The organism is Pseudomonas sp. LBUM1672 (genome assembly GCF_059695655.1).
The window spans coordinates 1,142,736-1,157,562 of record NZ_CP166781.1; the positions used below are offsets into that span (position 1 = coordinate 1,142,736).

Genomic DNA, 14,827 nt, shown 5'->3' on the forward strand with positions numbered 1-14,827 from the left:
GTGCGCCGAATCTTTAATTCAGGAGCGCTTCCGTGACCACCAGCAATCGCATTCTTCTTGGCGTGAACATCGACCACGTTGCCACCCTGCGTCAGGCCCGGGGAACTCGCTACCCGGATCCGGTCAAGGCAGCACTGGACGCGGAAGAGGCGGGCGCTGACGGCATCACCGTGCACCTGCGCGAAGACCGCCGCCACATCCAGGAGCGCGACGTGCTGTTGCTCAAGGACGTGCTGCAAACCCGCATGAACTTCGAAATGGGCGTCACCGAAGAAATGATGGTGTTCGCCGAGCGCATCCGCCCGGCGCACATTTGCCTGGTCCCGGAAACCCGTCAGGAACTGACCACCGAAGGTGGCCTGGACGTGGCGGGGCAGGAGGCACGGATCAAGGCCGCAGTGGATCGCCTGGCGAAGATTGGCTGTGAAGTGTCGCTGTTCATCGATGCGGACGAGCGCCAGATCGAAGCGTCCTGTCGTGTGGGGGCTCCGGCGATCGAGCTGCACACCGGTCGTTATGCCGATGCCGAGACACCGACCGACGTGGCTGAAGAGCTCAAGCGTGTGGCGGATGGCGTGGCGTTTGGCCTGGCTCAAGGCCTGATCGTCAATGCTGGTCACGGCCTGCATTATCACAACGTTGAAGCGGTGGCCGCGATCAAGGGCATCAACGAGCTGAACATCGGCCATGCGCTGGTGGCGCATGCGTTGTTTGTCGGGTTCAAGTCGGCTGTGTCCGAGATGAAAGCGCTGATCCTGGCCGCCGCAAAAGCCTGAAGCCAAACACAAAAATCAAAGGTGGGAGCGGGCTTGCTCGCGAAGGCGGTGTGTCAGTCGACATCAACGTTGACTGATGCACCGTCTTCGCGAGCAAGCCCGCTCCCACCTTTTTTGATTGGGGTGGCCGTTAAAGCTGCGGGGTTTCCTGACTCGGCTTGGTCTTGTCGACCCCCGGCACGTGCAGGTTACCTTCAGCCACCTGATCACCTTCAAGTTGCGGTTGCGTAACCCACGTCAGGATGTCGTAGTAGCGGCGGATGTTTGCCACGAAGTGTACCGGCTCGCCGCCCCGGGCGTAGCCATAACGGGTCTTGCTGTACCACTTCTTCTCCGACAGCCGCGGCAGGATCTTCTTCACATCCAGCCACTTGTCGGGGTTAAGCCCTTCCTTCACCGCCAGTTTGCGCGCGTCATCCAGGTGACCGCTGCCGACGTTGTAGGCCGCCAGGGCAAACCAGGTGCGATCCGGCTCCTGGATCGACTCGTCCAGCTGATCCTTCATGTAGGCCAGGTATTTGGCGCCGCCCATGATGCTTTGCTTGGGATCAAGGCGATTGGACACGCCCATGGCCTGCGCGGTGTTCTGGGTCAGCATCATCAGCCCGCGAACGCCGGTCTTGGACGTGACCGCCGCTTGCCACAACGATTCCTGATAACCGACGGCCGCCAGTAGGCGCCAATCGACTTTCTCTTTCTTGGCGTATGCCTTGAAGTGTTGTTCGTACTTGGGCAAGCGTTGCTGCAAGTGTTGGGCGAAGGTGTAGGCGCCCACGTAGCCGAGGACATCGACATGTCCGTAGTAACGGTCTTTCAGACGTTGCAGAGTGCCGTTTTTCTTCACCTTGTCGAGATACGCATTGATCTCGTTGAGCAGGCTATTGTCGTCACCCATCGCCACGGCCCAGCTTTGATCGCTGGCTTCACCGAGGTCGAAGGCGACCCGCACTTTGGGGAAATAGACCTGGTTCATCGCCACTTCGTTGGAGTCGACCAGGGTCAGGTCGATCTGGCCTTCATCGACCATGCGCAGTAGGTCCACGACTTCAACCGCGTCGGACTCTTCGTATTCAATGCCGGGATATTTCTTTTTCAGCTCCGCCAATTGTTCGGCGTGGGTGCTGCCCTTGAGCACCATGATCTTCTTGCCGACCAGATCGCCCGCGTCGGTCGGCCGTGACTGGCCGTTGCGGTAGATGATCTGCGGGGTGACTTCCAGGTAGGAGTGGGAAAACCGCACTTGTTTTTTGCGTTGCTCGCTGCTGACCAGACCAGCAGCAGCCAACACCGGACCGTTAGGCTTGCCCACCTGGTTGAACAGGTCGTCAAGGTTGTCGGCGGTCTCGATCTTGAGCTCCACCCCCAGATCGTCGGCGAAGCGCTTCACCAGCTCGTATTCGAAGCCGGTTTCACCGTTGCGATCCTGAAAGTAGGTGGCGGGGCTGTTTCGGGTAACCACCCGCAGCACACCATCCTCCTTTACGCGCTCCAGCGTGTTGGGTTTATCAACACAGCCACTGAGCATCAGGAAGAGTCCGGTTGCGATCAGCCATTTGGCGTATCGCGGACGCAAAGCCGTTGGGGAAAACATCTGCGCAGTATACGCAAAGGACCACGACCGCCATATCTCGACAGCGAAGGGCTTGTCTGCTAGGGAGCGAAAAACCCGCTTGAAGCCCGCAGGAATGGGCCCAAACGCTAATTTGTGACATAAAAAATAACCCTCGGCCAACCGCCGCATAAGGTCCAAATACCCGGCCCGACGTTCGGGTACGGCCGCGCGCACCGTTTCGGGTGATGTCGCGGGCGGTTTAGGCTAGAATGCACGGCCTCAAAGCACACCCCTTCCCGAGGCTGTCCCGAAGATGTTGATCCTGCGCGGCGCTCCTGCCCTTTCTGCCTTTCGCCACAGCAAACTCCTTGAGCAACTGAGCCAGAAGGTCCCGGCTGTCAGCGGCTTGTATGCTGAATTCGCTCACTTCGCCGAAGTTACCGGCGTCCTGACCGGCGACGAACAGCAGGTGCTCGCGCGCCTTCTGAAGTACGGCCCAAGTGTTCCGGTTCAAGAGCCGACCGGTCGTCTGTTCCTGGTGTTGCCACGTTTCGGCACCATCTCGCCGTGGTCCAGCAAGGCCAGCGATATCGCTCGCAACTGCGGCCTGAGCAAGATCCAGCGCCTGGAGCGCGGCATCGCGTTCTACGTCGCCGGCCAGTTCAGCGACGCCGAAGCGCAGCTGATCTCCGATGCGCTGCACGATCGCATGACCCAGATCGTCCTCGGCAACCTTGAACAAGCCGCCGGCCTGTTCAGCCACGCCGAGCCGAAGCCGCTGACCGCGATCGACGTGCTGGGTGGCGGCCGTGCCGCGCTGGAAAAAGCCAATACCGAGCTGGGCCTGGCCCTGGCGGAAGACGAGATTGACTACCTGGTCAACGCCTTCGTCGGCTTGAAGCGCAACCCGCACGACATCGAATTGATGATGTTTGCCCAGGCGAACTCCGAGCACTGCCGTCACAAGATCTTCAACGCCAGTTGGGACATCGACGGTCAGAGCCAGGAAAAAAGCCTGTTCGGCATGATCAAGAACACTTACCAGATGCACAGCGAAGGCGTTCTGTCCGCTTATAAGGACAACGCTTCGGTGATCGTCGGTAACGTCGCCGGCCGTTTCTTCCCGGACCCTGAAACCCGCCAGTACGGCGCGGTGCAGGAACCGGTGCACATCCTGATGAAAGTCGAGACTCACAACCACCCGACCGCGATCGCCCCGTTCCCGGGCGCATCCACCGGTTCCGGTGGCGAGATCCGCGACGAAGGCGCAACTGGTCGTGGCGCCAAGCCAAAGGCTGGCCTGACCGGCTTCACCGTATCGAACCTGCAGATCCCGGGCTTCGAACAGCCGTGGGAAGTGCCGTACGGCAAGCCTGAACGCATCGTTACCGCGTTGGACATCATGATCGAAGGCCCACTGGGTGGCGCCGCGTTCAACAACGAATTCGGTCGTCCGGCCCTGACCGGCTACTTCCGTACCTTCGAGCAGTCGATCACCACCCCGCGGGGCGACGAAGTTCGCGGTTACCACAAGCCGATCATGCTGGCGGGCGGCATGGGTAACATCCGTGCCGAACACGTACAGAAAGGCGAGATCACCGTCGGCTCCAAGCTGATCGTACTCGGCGGCCCGGCGATGTTGATCGGCCTGGGCGGCGGCGCGGCTTCCTCCATGGCCACCGGCACCAGCTCGGCTGACCTGGACTTCGCTTCCGTACAGCGCGAAAACCCGGAAATGGAACGTCGCTGCCAGGAAGTCATCGACCGTTGCTGGCAACTGGGCGACAAAAACCCGATCAGTTTCATCCACGACGTGGGTGCGGGCGGTTTGTCCAACGCCTTCCCGGAACTGGTCAACGACGGCAACCGTGGTGGCCGTTTCGAACTGCGCAATATTCCAAACGACGAGCCGGGCATGGCCCCGCACGAAATCTGGAGTAACGAATCCCAGGAACGCTACGTTCTGGCGGTCGGCCCGGCTGACTTCGAACGCTTCCAGGCGATCTGCGAACGTGAGCGTTGCCCGTTCGCCGTCGTCGGCGAAGCCACTGCGGAACCGCAGCTGACCGTTACCGACAGCCACTTCGGCAACAGCCCGGTGGACATGCCGCTCGAAGTGCTGCTGGGCAAAGCCCCGCGTATGCACCGTTCGGCCGTTCGCGAAAACGAACTGGGCGACGATTTCGATCCGTCGACCCTCGACATCGCCGACTGCGTCGAGCGTGTCCTGCATCACCCGGCCGTGGCGAGCAAAAGCTTCCTGATCACCATCGGCGACCGCACCATCACCGGCCTTGTTGCCCGTGATCAGATGGTCGGCCCGTGGCAGGTTCCGGTGGCTGACGTTGCCGTCACCGCCACCAGCTTCGACGTTTACACCGGCGAAGCCATGGCCATGGGCGAGCGCACTCCGCTGGCTCTGCTGGACGCTCCGGCGTCGGGCCGCATGGCCATCGGCGAAACCCTGACCAACATCGCGGCTTCGCGCATCAACAAGATCTCCGACATCAAGTTGTCGGCGAACTGGATGTCCGCCGCCGGTCACCCGGGCGAAGATGCGCGTCTGTACGACACCGTGAAAGCGGTCGGCATGGAACTGTGCCCGGACCTGGGCATCACCATTCCAGTGGGCAAGGACTCCATGTCCATGGCCACGCGCTGGAACGACGAAGGCGTCGACAAGACTGTGACTTCGCCGATGTCGCTGATCGTGACCGGTTTCGCGCCAGTGGCTGACATCCGTCAGACCCTGACCCCGGAACTGCGCATGGACAAGGGCACCACCGACCTGATCCTGATCGATCTGGGCCGTGGCCAGAACCGCATGGGCGCCTCGATCCTGGCCCAGGTTCACGGCAAGCTCGGCTCGCAAGCGCCGGACGTCGACGATGCCGAAGACCTCAAAGCCTTCTTCGCCGTGATCCAGGGCCTCAACGCCGACGGTCACTTGCTGGCGTACCACGACCGTTCCGACGGTGGTCTGCTGACCAGCACCGTGGAAATGGCCTTCGCCGGTCACTGCGGCCTGAGCCTGAACCTCGACGGTCTGGCTGAAACCTCCGCCGACATCGCTGCAATCCTGTTCAACGAAGAACTGGGCGCTGTAATCCAGGTTCGCCAGGACGCTACTCCAGACATCCTCGCGCAGTTCAGCGCTGCCGGTCTGGGCGAGTGCGTGTCGGTGATCGGTCAGCCAATGAACAACGGCCAGATCAACATCACCTTCAACGGCGAAACCGTGTTCGAAGGTCAGCGTCGTCTGCTGCAACGCCAGTGGGCTGAAACCAGCTACCAGATCCAGCGTCTGCGTGACAACGCCGACTGCGCTGAACAAGAGTTCGACGTGCTGCTGGAAGAAGACAACCCGGGCCTGAGCGTCAAGCTGAGCTACGACGTCAACCAGGACGTCGCCGCGCCTTACATCAAGAAAGGCATCCGCCCACAAGTTGCCGTGCTGCGTGAGCAGGGCGTCAACGGTCAGGTGGAAATGGCGGCCGCGTTCGACCGCGCCGGTTTCAACGCGATCGACGTGCACATGAGCGACATTCTGGCCGGCCGTGTCGACCTGAACGAGTTCAAAGGTCTGGTGGCGTGCGGCGGTTTCTCCTACGGCGACGTACTGGGTGCCGGCGAAGGCTGGGCCAAGTCCGCGCTGTTCAACAGCCGTGCTCGCGATGCGTTCCAGGGTTTCTTCGAGCGTACCGACAGCTTCACCCTCGGCGTGTGCAACGGTTGCCAGATGATGTCCAACCTGCACGAGCTGATCCCGGGCAGCGAGTTCTGGCCGCACTTCGTGCGTAACCGCTCCGAGCAGTTCGAAGCGCGCGTGGCGATGGTTCAGGTCCAGGAGTCGAACTCGATCTTCCTGCAAGGCATGGCCGGTTCGCGCATGCCGATCGCCATCGCTCACGGTGAAGGCCATGCCGAGTTCGCCAGCGAAGAAGCATTGCTGGAAGCCGATCTGTCGGGTTGCGTGGCGATGCGTTTCGTCGATAACCATGGCAAGGTCACCGAAAACTACCCGGCCAACCCGAACGGCTCGCCGCGCGGGATCACCGGTTTGACCAGCCGCGACGGTCGCGTAACGATCATGATGCCGCACCCGGAACGTGTGTTCCGCGCTGTGCAGAACTCGTGGCGTTCGGAAGACTGGAACGAAGACGCACCTTGGATGCGTATGTTCCGTAATGCTCGAGTCTGGGTGAACTAAGGGCCGTGTACAAGCTCAGCTTTTTCGTTCCGGCCAGTCACGTGGAACAGGTCAAAAGCGCCGTATTCGCTGCCGGTGGCGGGCGGATCGGGGCTTATGATCATTGCGCGTGGCAGGTGCTTGGCCTGGGCCAGTTTCGGCCGTTGGATGGCAGTCAGCCGTTTATTGGTGAGGCGGGGCAGGTCGAGCAGGTTGAGGAATGGAAGGTTGAGCTGGTGGTGGCGGATGAGTTGATCGTGGCCGTGGTGGCTGCATTAAAGCTGAGCCATCCCTACGAGACACCGGCTTATGAAGTGTGGCGGTTGGAGGATTTCTGATCTTCTACTGCTGAAATGAGAAACCCGCTGATGAAGATCAGCGGGTTTAATGAGATGGTCAGCCTGACCGAGAAGCCCTGCAGGTTTACGCTTGCAGGGCTTTTCTCGTTTTCGGCGGAGGATCTCTCATGAATACGATGACGCTTCTCGGTATCGACATTGGCAAACACAGTTTCCACCTGCATGGCCAGGATGCCAAAGGTCATCAGGTATTGCGCAAGAAAACCAACCGCGGCCAATTGCTCAGCACATTGGCGCAGGTACCGTCCTGTACGGTGGTAATGGAGTCCTGCGGCGGCGCCCATTGGCTGGCTCGACAGATTGGTGCATTGGGCCACGAGGTGAAGCTGATCGCCCCGCAGTACGTCAAACCATTCGTCAAAGGCAACAAAAACGACTTCATTGATGCCGAAGCGATTTGCGAGGCGGCGAGCCGCCCCGCGATGCGCTTCTGCTCGATCAAAACCGCAGAGCAACAAACGCTTTCAGCCCTGCATCGTGTCCGTAAATCTTTGATTGGCCAGCGAACCGTCGCGACCAACCAGATTCATGGCTTTCTGCTGGAGTTCGGGATCAGCCTGCCTATAGGTGCCGCTGCGTTGCACCGCGTGCCGGCGCTGTTGGACGACCCGCAGCACCCGGTTCCGTTGCGCCTAAAGGGCGTAGTGATGCGTCTCCATCATCAAATTCAACAGCTGAATGATGAAATCAAGGACATCGAGTTCGATCTGAAGCAGCAGCTGAAAGAAGACGATGCCGGGAGTCGTTTGCAGAGTATTCCTGGCATCGGCCCGATCACCGCCAGCGCGGTATTGGCGGATGTGGGCGATGCGTCGAACTATCGAAGTGGACGCGATTTTGCCGCTTCGCTAGGGCTGGTGCCGAGGCAGTATTCGACGGGCGGAAAAACAGTACTACTGGGGATCAGCAAGCGCGGCGACAAGCACATCCGCCAACTGCTGGTGCAGGGCGCGCGATCCATCATGCAGCATATCGATAAGCGGGAAGACGCCTTGGGGCCCTGGGTTCGAGAGCTGCTGACGCGTCGCCACTCCAATGTTGTCGCGTGCGCGCTGGCGAACAAACTGGCGCGCATCGTGTGGGCGGTACTGGCCAAAGGCGGCCAGTACGACCCACATCCGAACGCTTGAACGTACAGCTTTACTACCGGCTTTTGCGACGTCACTGACTGATGACAGTAAACGGCAAACGGCCCGACTGAGAACCTGGCAATAAAATCAGCTTTAGAGGCTGAGGGTTTTTTCAGGACAGTCGGGAGCGGCTACTCATCGAGGGCCGAGCGTTGTTGCAGCAACGCTCACAATGAGCCCGGATACATTAGCGCAAGCCAGCTTTACCGAAAACAGCCCATGAGGTTGCAGGAGATGGGCTGACCATACATTTTATTGCCGAAAACTTAATGAATCCACACAACCCTTGTAGGAGCTGTCGAGTGAAACGAGGCTGCGATCTTTTGATTTTGATTTTTAAAGTCAAGATCAAAAGATCGCAGCCTCGTTTCACTCGATAGCTCCTACAGGGGGCGAGGGTTAGACCTTCGCACTGACCTCACTGCGATTGACCAACGCCTCCAGCGCCCCACTCAAACTCGGCGCCTTGTCACCAATCAGCAGGTGCCACACGCCCCCTTCAAGCTGACTGACTCCCTGACAACCCAGCGCCTTCAAATCACCCTCCGACAACGCTTTGCCATCCGCCAGTTGCAGCCGAATCCGGGTCATGGCCACGCAATCCATCTGCAACACATTGTCCCCGCCGCCCAACGCCTTCAGCCATTGCTGCGCCTCTGAAGTCGCCACTGCTGCTGGTTTCGGCGCATCGATAACGGCGGGAGGGGAGGAAACAAGTGCGCGACCCAGCGCCGGCATCGCCAAGCGAATTTCATCCGCGATGCTGTCGGCCATCGGCCCAACCACCACCTGCAAACTTCCGCCCTTGCCCGGACGCACCACCGCCATCGCCCCCAGCGCTTTCAACTCTGCGTCGTTTGCCTTGTTGCGATCCACCATGTCCAGGCGCAACCGCGTGGTACATGCGCCGACAGTGATCAAATTCTGTGCACCGCCCAGCGCCTTGATGTAAGCCCCGGCGCGCTCGTTCTCGGTGACTACAACCTTGTCACTCGCCGGCACTTCTTCACGCCCCGGTGTCTTGAGTTTGAAACGGCGAATGCAGAAATCAAACACCACGTAGTAGATCACCGCATACGCCAGACCCACCGGTACCACCAACCAGCCGTTGGTGGATTTACCCCAGCCGAGCACCATGTCGATGAAGCCGCCGGAGAAGGTGAAACCCAGGTGGATGTTCAGCGCATTGGTGATCGCCATCGACAGGCCGGTCAGCAGCGCATGGAGCAAAAAGAGAAACGGCGCGAGGAACATGAACGCAAATTCGATGGGTTCGGTGACGCCGGTCAGGAACGAGGTCAGCGCCATCGACAGAAAGATCCCGCCCATGACCTTGCGGCGTTCCGGCAGGGCGTTGCGGTACATCGCCAGGCACGCGGCGGGCAGGCCGAAGATCATCACCGGGAACATGCCGGTCATGAACTGGCCGCCCTTCGGGTCACCGGCGAAGTAGCGCGACAGGTCGCCAGTGACCATGGCGCCTGTGGTCGGGTCGGTGAAGTTGCCGAAGACGAACCACGCCATGTTGTTGAGGATGTGGTGCAGGCCGGTGACGATCAGCAGGCGGTTGAACACGCCGAAAACGAAGGCGCCGATGCTGCCGCTCTCCATCATCAATGTGCCGAAGCCGTTGATGCCGTGCTGGATCGGCGGCCAGATCAGACCGAAGATCACGCCCAGACCGACGGCGGCGAAGCCGGTGACGATCGGCACGAAGCGCCGTCCGCCGAAGAACGCCAGGTACTCCGGCAACTTGATGTCCTTGAAACGGTTGTACAGCGCGCCCGCCATCAAGCCGCTGACAATCCCGGCGAGCATGCCCATGTTGATGCTTGCATCCAGCACCTTGAGCGTGGAGATCATCACCAGGTAACCAATCACCCCGGCGAGGCCGGCGGTGCCGTTGTTGTCCTTGGCGAAACCGACCGCGATGCCGATGGCGAAGATCATCGCCAGGTTAGCGAAGATCACTTGGCCAGCGTCATGGATGATCGCGATGTTCAGCAGGTCTGTGTCACCCAGACGCAGCAACAGGCCGGCAATCGGCAGGATCGCAATCGGCAGCATCAGCGCGCGGCCGAGGCGTTGCAGGCCTTCGATGAAATATTGGTACATGGCAGATCTCCCTGGATTCTTGTAGTTGTTATTCAGCTCAGAGGCCATTGCTGGTGACAGGCGTGACGCACCGCGCCGGCACTGCTCAGCTTGAGCAGGCCGTGGCTGATACGCCGGCATTCGGCAGCATCGAGGTGGCGCACGCGGTCCTTGATTTCACCGATCTGCACCGGGCTCACCGACAGCTCGCTGACGCCCAGGCCGATCAGAACGGGTGTGGCCAGCGGATCAGAGGCGAGAGCACCGCAGACGCCGACCCAACGGTTATGCACCGCCGCACCGGCGCAGGTCTGGGCGATCAGTCGCAGCAGCGCCGGATGCATCGCGTCGACGCGAGAGGCGAGACCCGCATGGTCGCGGTCCATCGCCAGGGTGTATTGCGACAAGTCGTTGGTGCCGATCGACAGGAAGTCCGAATGCTCTGCAAGCTGCTCGGCCAGCAATGCGGCGGCCGGGACTTCGATCATTACGCCCAGTTCGGGACGCTCACTCACACCGAGTTCAGTGCACAGCGCGTCGAGGCGCTGACGGATGTGCAACAGCTCATCGACCTCGGTGACCATCGGCAACAGGATCCGGCAGCGCGACAGCGGGCTGACGTGGAGCAGCGCGCGCAGTTGCTGATCGAGCAATTCTGGCCGCACCTGAGCCAGGCGAATACCGCGCAAGCCGAGTACCGGGTTGGCCTCGACCGGCAGCGGCAGGTAATCAAGTTGCTTGTCGCCACCGACGTCGATGGTGCGGATGATCACCGACTTGTCGCCCATGGCATCGAGCACGGCTTGATAGGCGACGTGTTGTTCCTGTTCGTCCGGTGCGGTGTTGCGGTCGACAAACAGAAACTCGGTGCGCAGCAGGCCGACGCCATCGGCGCCATTGGCCAGCGCATCGGCCGCTTCTGCGCTGGAGGCAACGTTAGCGGCGACTTCGATGTGCACACCGTCGAGTGTCAGTGCCGGGGTGTGAGCCTGAGATTGTTGAAGTGCGCGGCGTTGTTGATGATCGAGTTGTGCCTGATGCACCTCGGCAAGGCGTTCAGCAGTCGGTGTCAATTCGAGACGACCTCCGTCGGCATCGAGCACAACGTCTTGGCCTTGCGGCTGATCCAGCAGCGCCGAACCCAGCGCTACCAGGCACGGCAAGCCTTTGCCTCGCGCCAGAATGGCGACATGCGAAGTCGCGCCGCCCTCGACCATGCACAACCCGGCGACCCCTTGCTCGCTCAGTTGCAGCAAGTCCGACGGCGTCAGTTCATGGGCGGCGACGATGGCGCCGGCCGGTACGTCGTAATGCCAGGCTTCGCCGAGCAGGGCACGCAGCACCCGTTGCTTGAGGTCGCGTAGATCGTTGGCGCGTTCGGCCAGCAATGCGCTGCCGAGTTGCTGGAGGACGTCGCACTGCGCGTCGATCGACTGGCTCCAGGCGTGCGTCGCGGCCATGCCTTGAGCGATGGAGACGTTGGCAGCGTCCAGCAGCGCCGGGTCTTCGAGCAAGGCGAGGTGCGCGGCGAAGATCGCTTCTTCGTCAGTGTTCTTGTGTTTCCTGGCCTGGGCCAGCGTGTGGTCGATTTCGCAGCGTACGGCGCTCAGTGCGGTATCGAGGGCGTGCAGTTGTTGCTCGGGGTCGTGGCTGCCGGCATCCACCGGCAGGCTGATGGCGTTCAAGCGAAACAACGGCCCACCGACCAGGCCGGGCGCGGCGCACACACCGTGCAGCACGCCGGCTTCGGCCGTCCGCTGACGTCGAATATTCGATGCAGGCGCGGCGGCGTGGCTGTCTTCGGCCAGCGCCGTGGACAAGGCGATCAGCAACGCTTGCATCGCCGCTTCGGCATCCGGGCCCTGACAGCTGACCTGAACCTCGTCCTGCTCGCCGACGGCCAGGCTCATCAGGCCGATCAAGCTGTCGCAGGTTGCCGATTTGCCGGCGAAATGCAGCTGCGATTTGCTCTTGAAGCCTTGTGCGGTCTGGCGAATCAGCGCAGCCGGGCGAGCGTGCAGACCGCCACGATGGGCGACGCGAATGTGGCCGACAATCTCTTCACCTGAAAGCTCAACTTCAGCCTGCGTACCTGGCGCGTACCGGCGAATGATGTGCAGCAGCGGATCGCCGACTTTCACCGATTTCAACGTAATGGGCCGCGCCTGAAAGTCCTGGCTGTTGGTCAGGATCATCAGGCTGACCAGGCTTTTGCATTGCTGCGCGACCTTGTCCAGGTCGTAGCGCAACAGCGGCTGGCCGTTACTGACTCGAGCGCCTTCCTTGACCAGCATCGAGAAGCCTTCGCCCTGCAACTCGACGGTGTCGAGGCCCAGGTGCAAGAGCAATTCCGCGCCATTATCGGCGCGCAAGGTGACGGCATGGCCACTGCGGGCAACGTGCACCACGACGCCGGCACACGGCGCGTGAAGGGTGTCGTTCAGCGGGTCGATGGCGATCCCGTCGCCCATGGCGCCGCTGGCGAACACCGGGTCCGGGACTTTGGCGAGCGTGAGCACCGGGCCGCTGAGCGGGGCGCTGAGGGTCAGCTCTTTATTGTTGTTATGCATGGCTCGGTCTCATCAGGAAATCGTTCGGGGCAGACTTAGTGCGTACGCGTCACTTTGCTCAAATGGCGCGGTTGATCCGGGTCCATGCCACGGGCCACGGCCAAACCGGCGGCCATGACGTAGAAACTCTGGATCGCCAGAATCGGATCAAGGACCGGGTGCTCGGCGCAGCTCAGGGTGAGTTCGCGTTCGGCAATGTCATCCGGTGCCGCCAGCAGAACGCGAGCGCCGCGCTGGCGCATGTCTGCGGCGAGGCTCAGCAAACCGGCTTGCTCGGCACCGCGTGGTGCAAAAATCAGCAGCGGATAGTTTTCATCGATCAATGCCATCGGACCGTGACGCACTTCGGCGCTGCTGAAGGCTTCGGCCTGAATTGCCGAGGTTTCCTTGAATTTAAGGGCCGCTTCCTGAGCGATGGCAAAACCGGCGCCACGACCGATCACCATCAAACGCTGGCAATCGCGCAGGGCGTCAATGGCCAGGCTCCAATCCTGCTGCGCCGCTTCGCGCAGGCCCTCCGGCAAAGCGTTGCCGGCGTCCAGCAATTCCACGTCTTCCTTCCAATGGGCGATCAGCCGGGCGCTGGCACTGAGGGTGGCGATAAAACTCTTGGTCGCGGCGACGCTGCTTTCTGTACCGGCGCACAGCGGCAGGCTGAATTCGCAGGCCGCTTCCAGTGGCGAACTTTCGGCGTTGACCATGGAAATGCTCAAGGCGCCGCGTTTGCGCAACAGACGCATGCTGTTCACCAGGTCCGGGCTTTGCCCCGACTGCGAGAACGCAAACGCCACTTGCCCGCTGACCTTCAACGGTGCTTGCAGCATGGTCACCACCGACATCGGCAGCGACGCCACCGGAATGCCCAGTTGCTGCATGGTCAGGTAGGCGAAGTAACTGGCGGCATGGTCGGAGCTGCCGCGCGCGACGGTCATCGCCACTTGCGGCGGCTGACGACGCAGGCGCCCGGCGATCTCGAGCATCTGCGGGTCGAGTTGCTGCAATTGGGCTTGCACGGCCTCGAACGAGGACAGCGCCTCTTCAAGCATTTTTGAAGTCAATGTCTTCTCCTTCGACCATGACGGCGGTGAGTGTGAGTGAGCGATCCAGCCGCACGCAGTCGGCCCAGCTGCCCGGTTGCAGGCGACCGCGTTCGGTGAGGCCGAGGTAGTCGGCGGGGAATTGCGAAAGACGTTGCGACGCCTCGGCGATCGGCAGACCGATCTTCACCAGATTGCGCAGCGCCTGATCCATGGTCAGCGTGCTGCCCGCCAGGGTGCCGTCGGGCAAGCGCACGCCACCCAGGCACTTGGTGACCGTGTGGCTGCCGAGCTTGTATTCACCGTCGGGCATGCCGGCAGCGGCGGTGGAGTCGGTGACGCAATACAGGCAGGGGATCGCGCGCAGGGCCACCCGCATGGCGCCGGGATGCACGTGCAGCAAGTCTGGAATCAGCTCGGCGTATTTGGCGTGGGCCAGCGCCGCACCGACGATGCCTGGCTCGCGGTGATGCAGCGGGCTCATGGCGTTGTAGAGGTGAGTGAAACTGCTGGCACCGGCCGCCAACGCTGCGACGCCTTCCTCGTAACTGCCCAGGGTGTGGCCGATCTGCATGCGGATGCCGCGTGCACTGAGGGTGCGGATCAAGGCATCGTGGCCGGCGATTTCCGGGGCGATGGTGATCACCCGGATCGGTGCCAGTGCCAGGTACTCCTCGACTTCGGCCATCAACGCGGTGTGGGCGAAATTCGGCTGGGCGCCGAGTTTGCCGGGGTTGATGTACGGGCCTTCGAGGTGCACGCCGAGCACTCGGGCGCAGCCTGTTGGCCGCTGCTCGCAGAACTCGCCGACGGCTTTGAGCACGCTGGAAATCTCTTCCGGCGGCGCGGTCATGGTGGTCGCCAGCAGCGACGTAGTGCCGAAGCGCACGTGGGTTTTGCTGATGGTTTCGAAGGCGGTTGCGCCTTCCATGATGTCTTTGCCGCCGCCGCCGTGAACGTGCAGGTCGATGAAGCCTGGCAGCAGATAAGGCAAGTCGTTGTCGGCCGGCTCGCAGGGCACGCCGTCGATGGACACGACCTTGCCGTGTTCGTGAATCAGCCGGCCGCGAACCCAGCCGTGGGCGGTGAGGATGTTGTCTTCGGACATGATCGGTTCTCG

9 protein-coding genes are annotated in these 14,827 nt (G+C 61.5%); 4 read left to right on the top strand and 5 right to left on the bottom strand.

Translation table 11 applies throughout. The features are described 5' to 3' along the window. Positions 1 to 32 precede the first annotated feature (32 nt). Positions 33 to 776 carry a pyridoxine 5'-phosphate synthase gene (pdxJ, locus tag ACA053_RS05030; RefSeq protein ID WP_497394666.1) on the top strand — a complete coding sequence of 248 codons (744 nt, stop codon included), beginning with the start codon at positions 33 to 35 and terminating at the stop codon, positions 774 to 776. A 130-nt stretch (positions 777 to 906) separates the two neighbouring features. Here pdxJ and mltF read toward each other — a convergent pair whose 3' ends face one another. After that, the gene (gene mltF, locus ACA053_RS05035; protein ID WP_109628124.1) at positions 907 to 2,367 is read right to left on the bottom strand and encodes a membrane-bound lytic murein transglycosylase MltF; all 1,461 of its coding nucleotides are present in this window, start codon (positions 2,365 to 2,367) and stop codon (positions 907 to 909) included. Positions 2,368 to 2,641: 274 nt separating this feature from the next. Here mltF and purL point away from each other — a divergent pair, with 274 nt between their 5' ends. The 3 genes from purL (at position 2,642) to ACA053_RS05050 (ending at position 8,006) form a co-directional block, all read left to right on the top strand. Further along, the gene (gene purL / locus ACA053_RS05040) at positions 2,642 to 6,538 is read left to right on the top strand and encodes a phosphoribosylformylglycinamidine synthase (protein WP_497315777.1); all 3,897 of its coding nucleotides are present in this window, start codon (positions 2,642 to 2,644) and stop codon (positions 6,536 to 6,538) included. Positions 6,539 to 6,543: 5 nt separating this feature from the next. Beyond that, positions 6,544 to 6,855 carry a YqfO family protein gene (locus tag ACA053_RS05045; RefSeq protein ID WP_109628126.1) on the top strand — a complete coding sequence of 104 codons (312 nt, stop codon included), beginning with the start codon at positions 6,544 to 6,546 and terminating at the stop codon, positions 6,853 to 6,855. A gap of 128 nt (positions 6,856 to 6,983) precedes the next feature. Further along, entirely contained in the window at positions 6,984 to 8,006 is a 1,023-nt protein-coding gene (locus tag ACA053_RS05050; RefSeq protein ID WP_497394667.1) for an IS110 family RNA-guided transposase, read from the top strand. A gap of 399 nt (positions 8,007 to 8,405) precedes the next feature. Here ACA053_RS05050 and nagE read toward each other — a convergent pair whose 3' ends face one another. From nagE to nagA, 4 genes are read right to left on the bottom strand one after another with little or no spacing between them, the layout of a single operon-like run. After that, a complete protein-coding gene (gene nagE, locus ACA053_RS05055) occupies positions 8,406 to 10,121 on the bottom strand; it encodes an N-acetylglucosamine-specific PTS transporter subunit IIBC (RefSeq protein ID WP_109628127.1) in 1,716 nt (571 codons plus the stop codon). Positions 10,122 to 10,153: 32 nt separating this feature from the next. After that, positions 10,154 to 12,670, bottom strand: coding sequence for a phosphoenolpyruvate--protein phosphotransferase (gene ptsP / locus ACA053_RS05060; RefSeq protein ID WP_497394668.1), 2,517 nt, complete (start codon positions 12,668 to 12,670; stop codon positions 10,154 to 10,156). Positions 12,671 to 12,705: 35 nt separating this feature from the next. Beyond that, positions 12,706 to 13,728: an SIS domain-containing protein gene (locus tag ACA053_RS05065; protein WP_497315783.1), complete on the bottom strand. Its 1,023-nt coding sequence runs from the start codon at positions 13,726 to 13,728 to the stop codon at positions 12,706 to 12,708. After that, positions 13,709 to 14,815 carry an N-acetylglucosamine-6-phosphate deacetylase gene (gene nagA, locus ACA053_RS05070; RefSeq protein ID WP_497394669.1) on the bottom strand — a complete coding sequence of 369 codons (1,107 nt, stop codon included), beginning with the start codon at positions 14,813 to 14,815 and terminating at the stop codon, positions 13,709 to 13,711. The genes ACA053_RS05065 and nagA overlap by 20 nt, the downstream gene beginning before the upstream one ends. Between the last annotated feature and the right edge of the window lie 12 nt (positions 14,816 to 14,827).

Bases quoted from the DNA above. Each gene is read 5' to 3' on its own strand.
- mltF (WP_109628124.1), bottom strand. From the start codon at position 2,367: ATGTTTTCCCCAACGGCTTTGCGTCCGCGATACGCCAAATGGCTGATC.
- purL (WP_497315777.1), top strand. From the start codon at position 2,642: ATGTTGATCCTGCGCGGCGCTCCTGCCCTTTCTGCCTTTCGCCACAGC.
- ACA053_RS05050 (WP_497394667.1), top strand. From the start codon at position 6,984: ATGAATACGATGACGCTTCTCGGTATCGACATTGGCAAACACAGTTTC.
- nagE (WP_109628127.1), bottom strand. From the start codon at position 10,121: ATGTACCAATATTTCATCGAAGGCCTGCAACGCCTCGGCCGCGCGCTG.
- ptsP (WP_497394668.1), bottom strand. From the start codon at position 12,670: ATGCATAACAACAATAAAGAGCTGACCCTCAGCGCCCCGCTCAGCGGC.
- nagA (WP_497394669.1), bottom strand. From the start codon at position 14,815: ATGTCCGAAGACAACATCCTCACCGCCCACGGCTGGGTTCGCGGCCGG.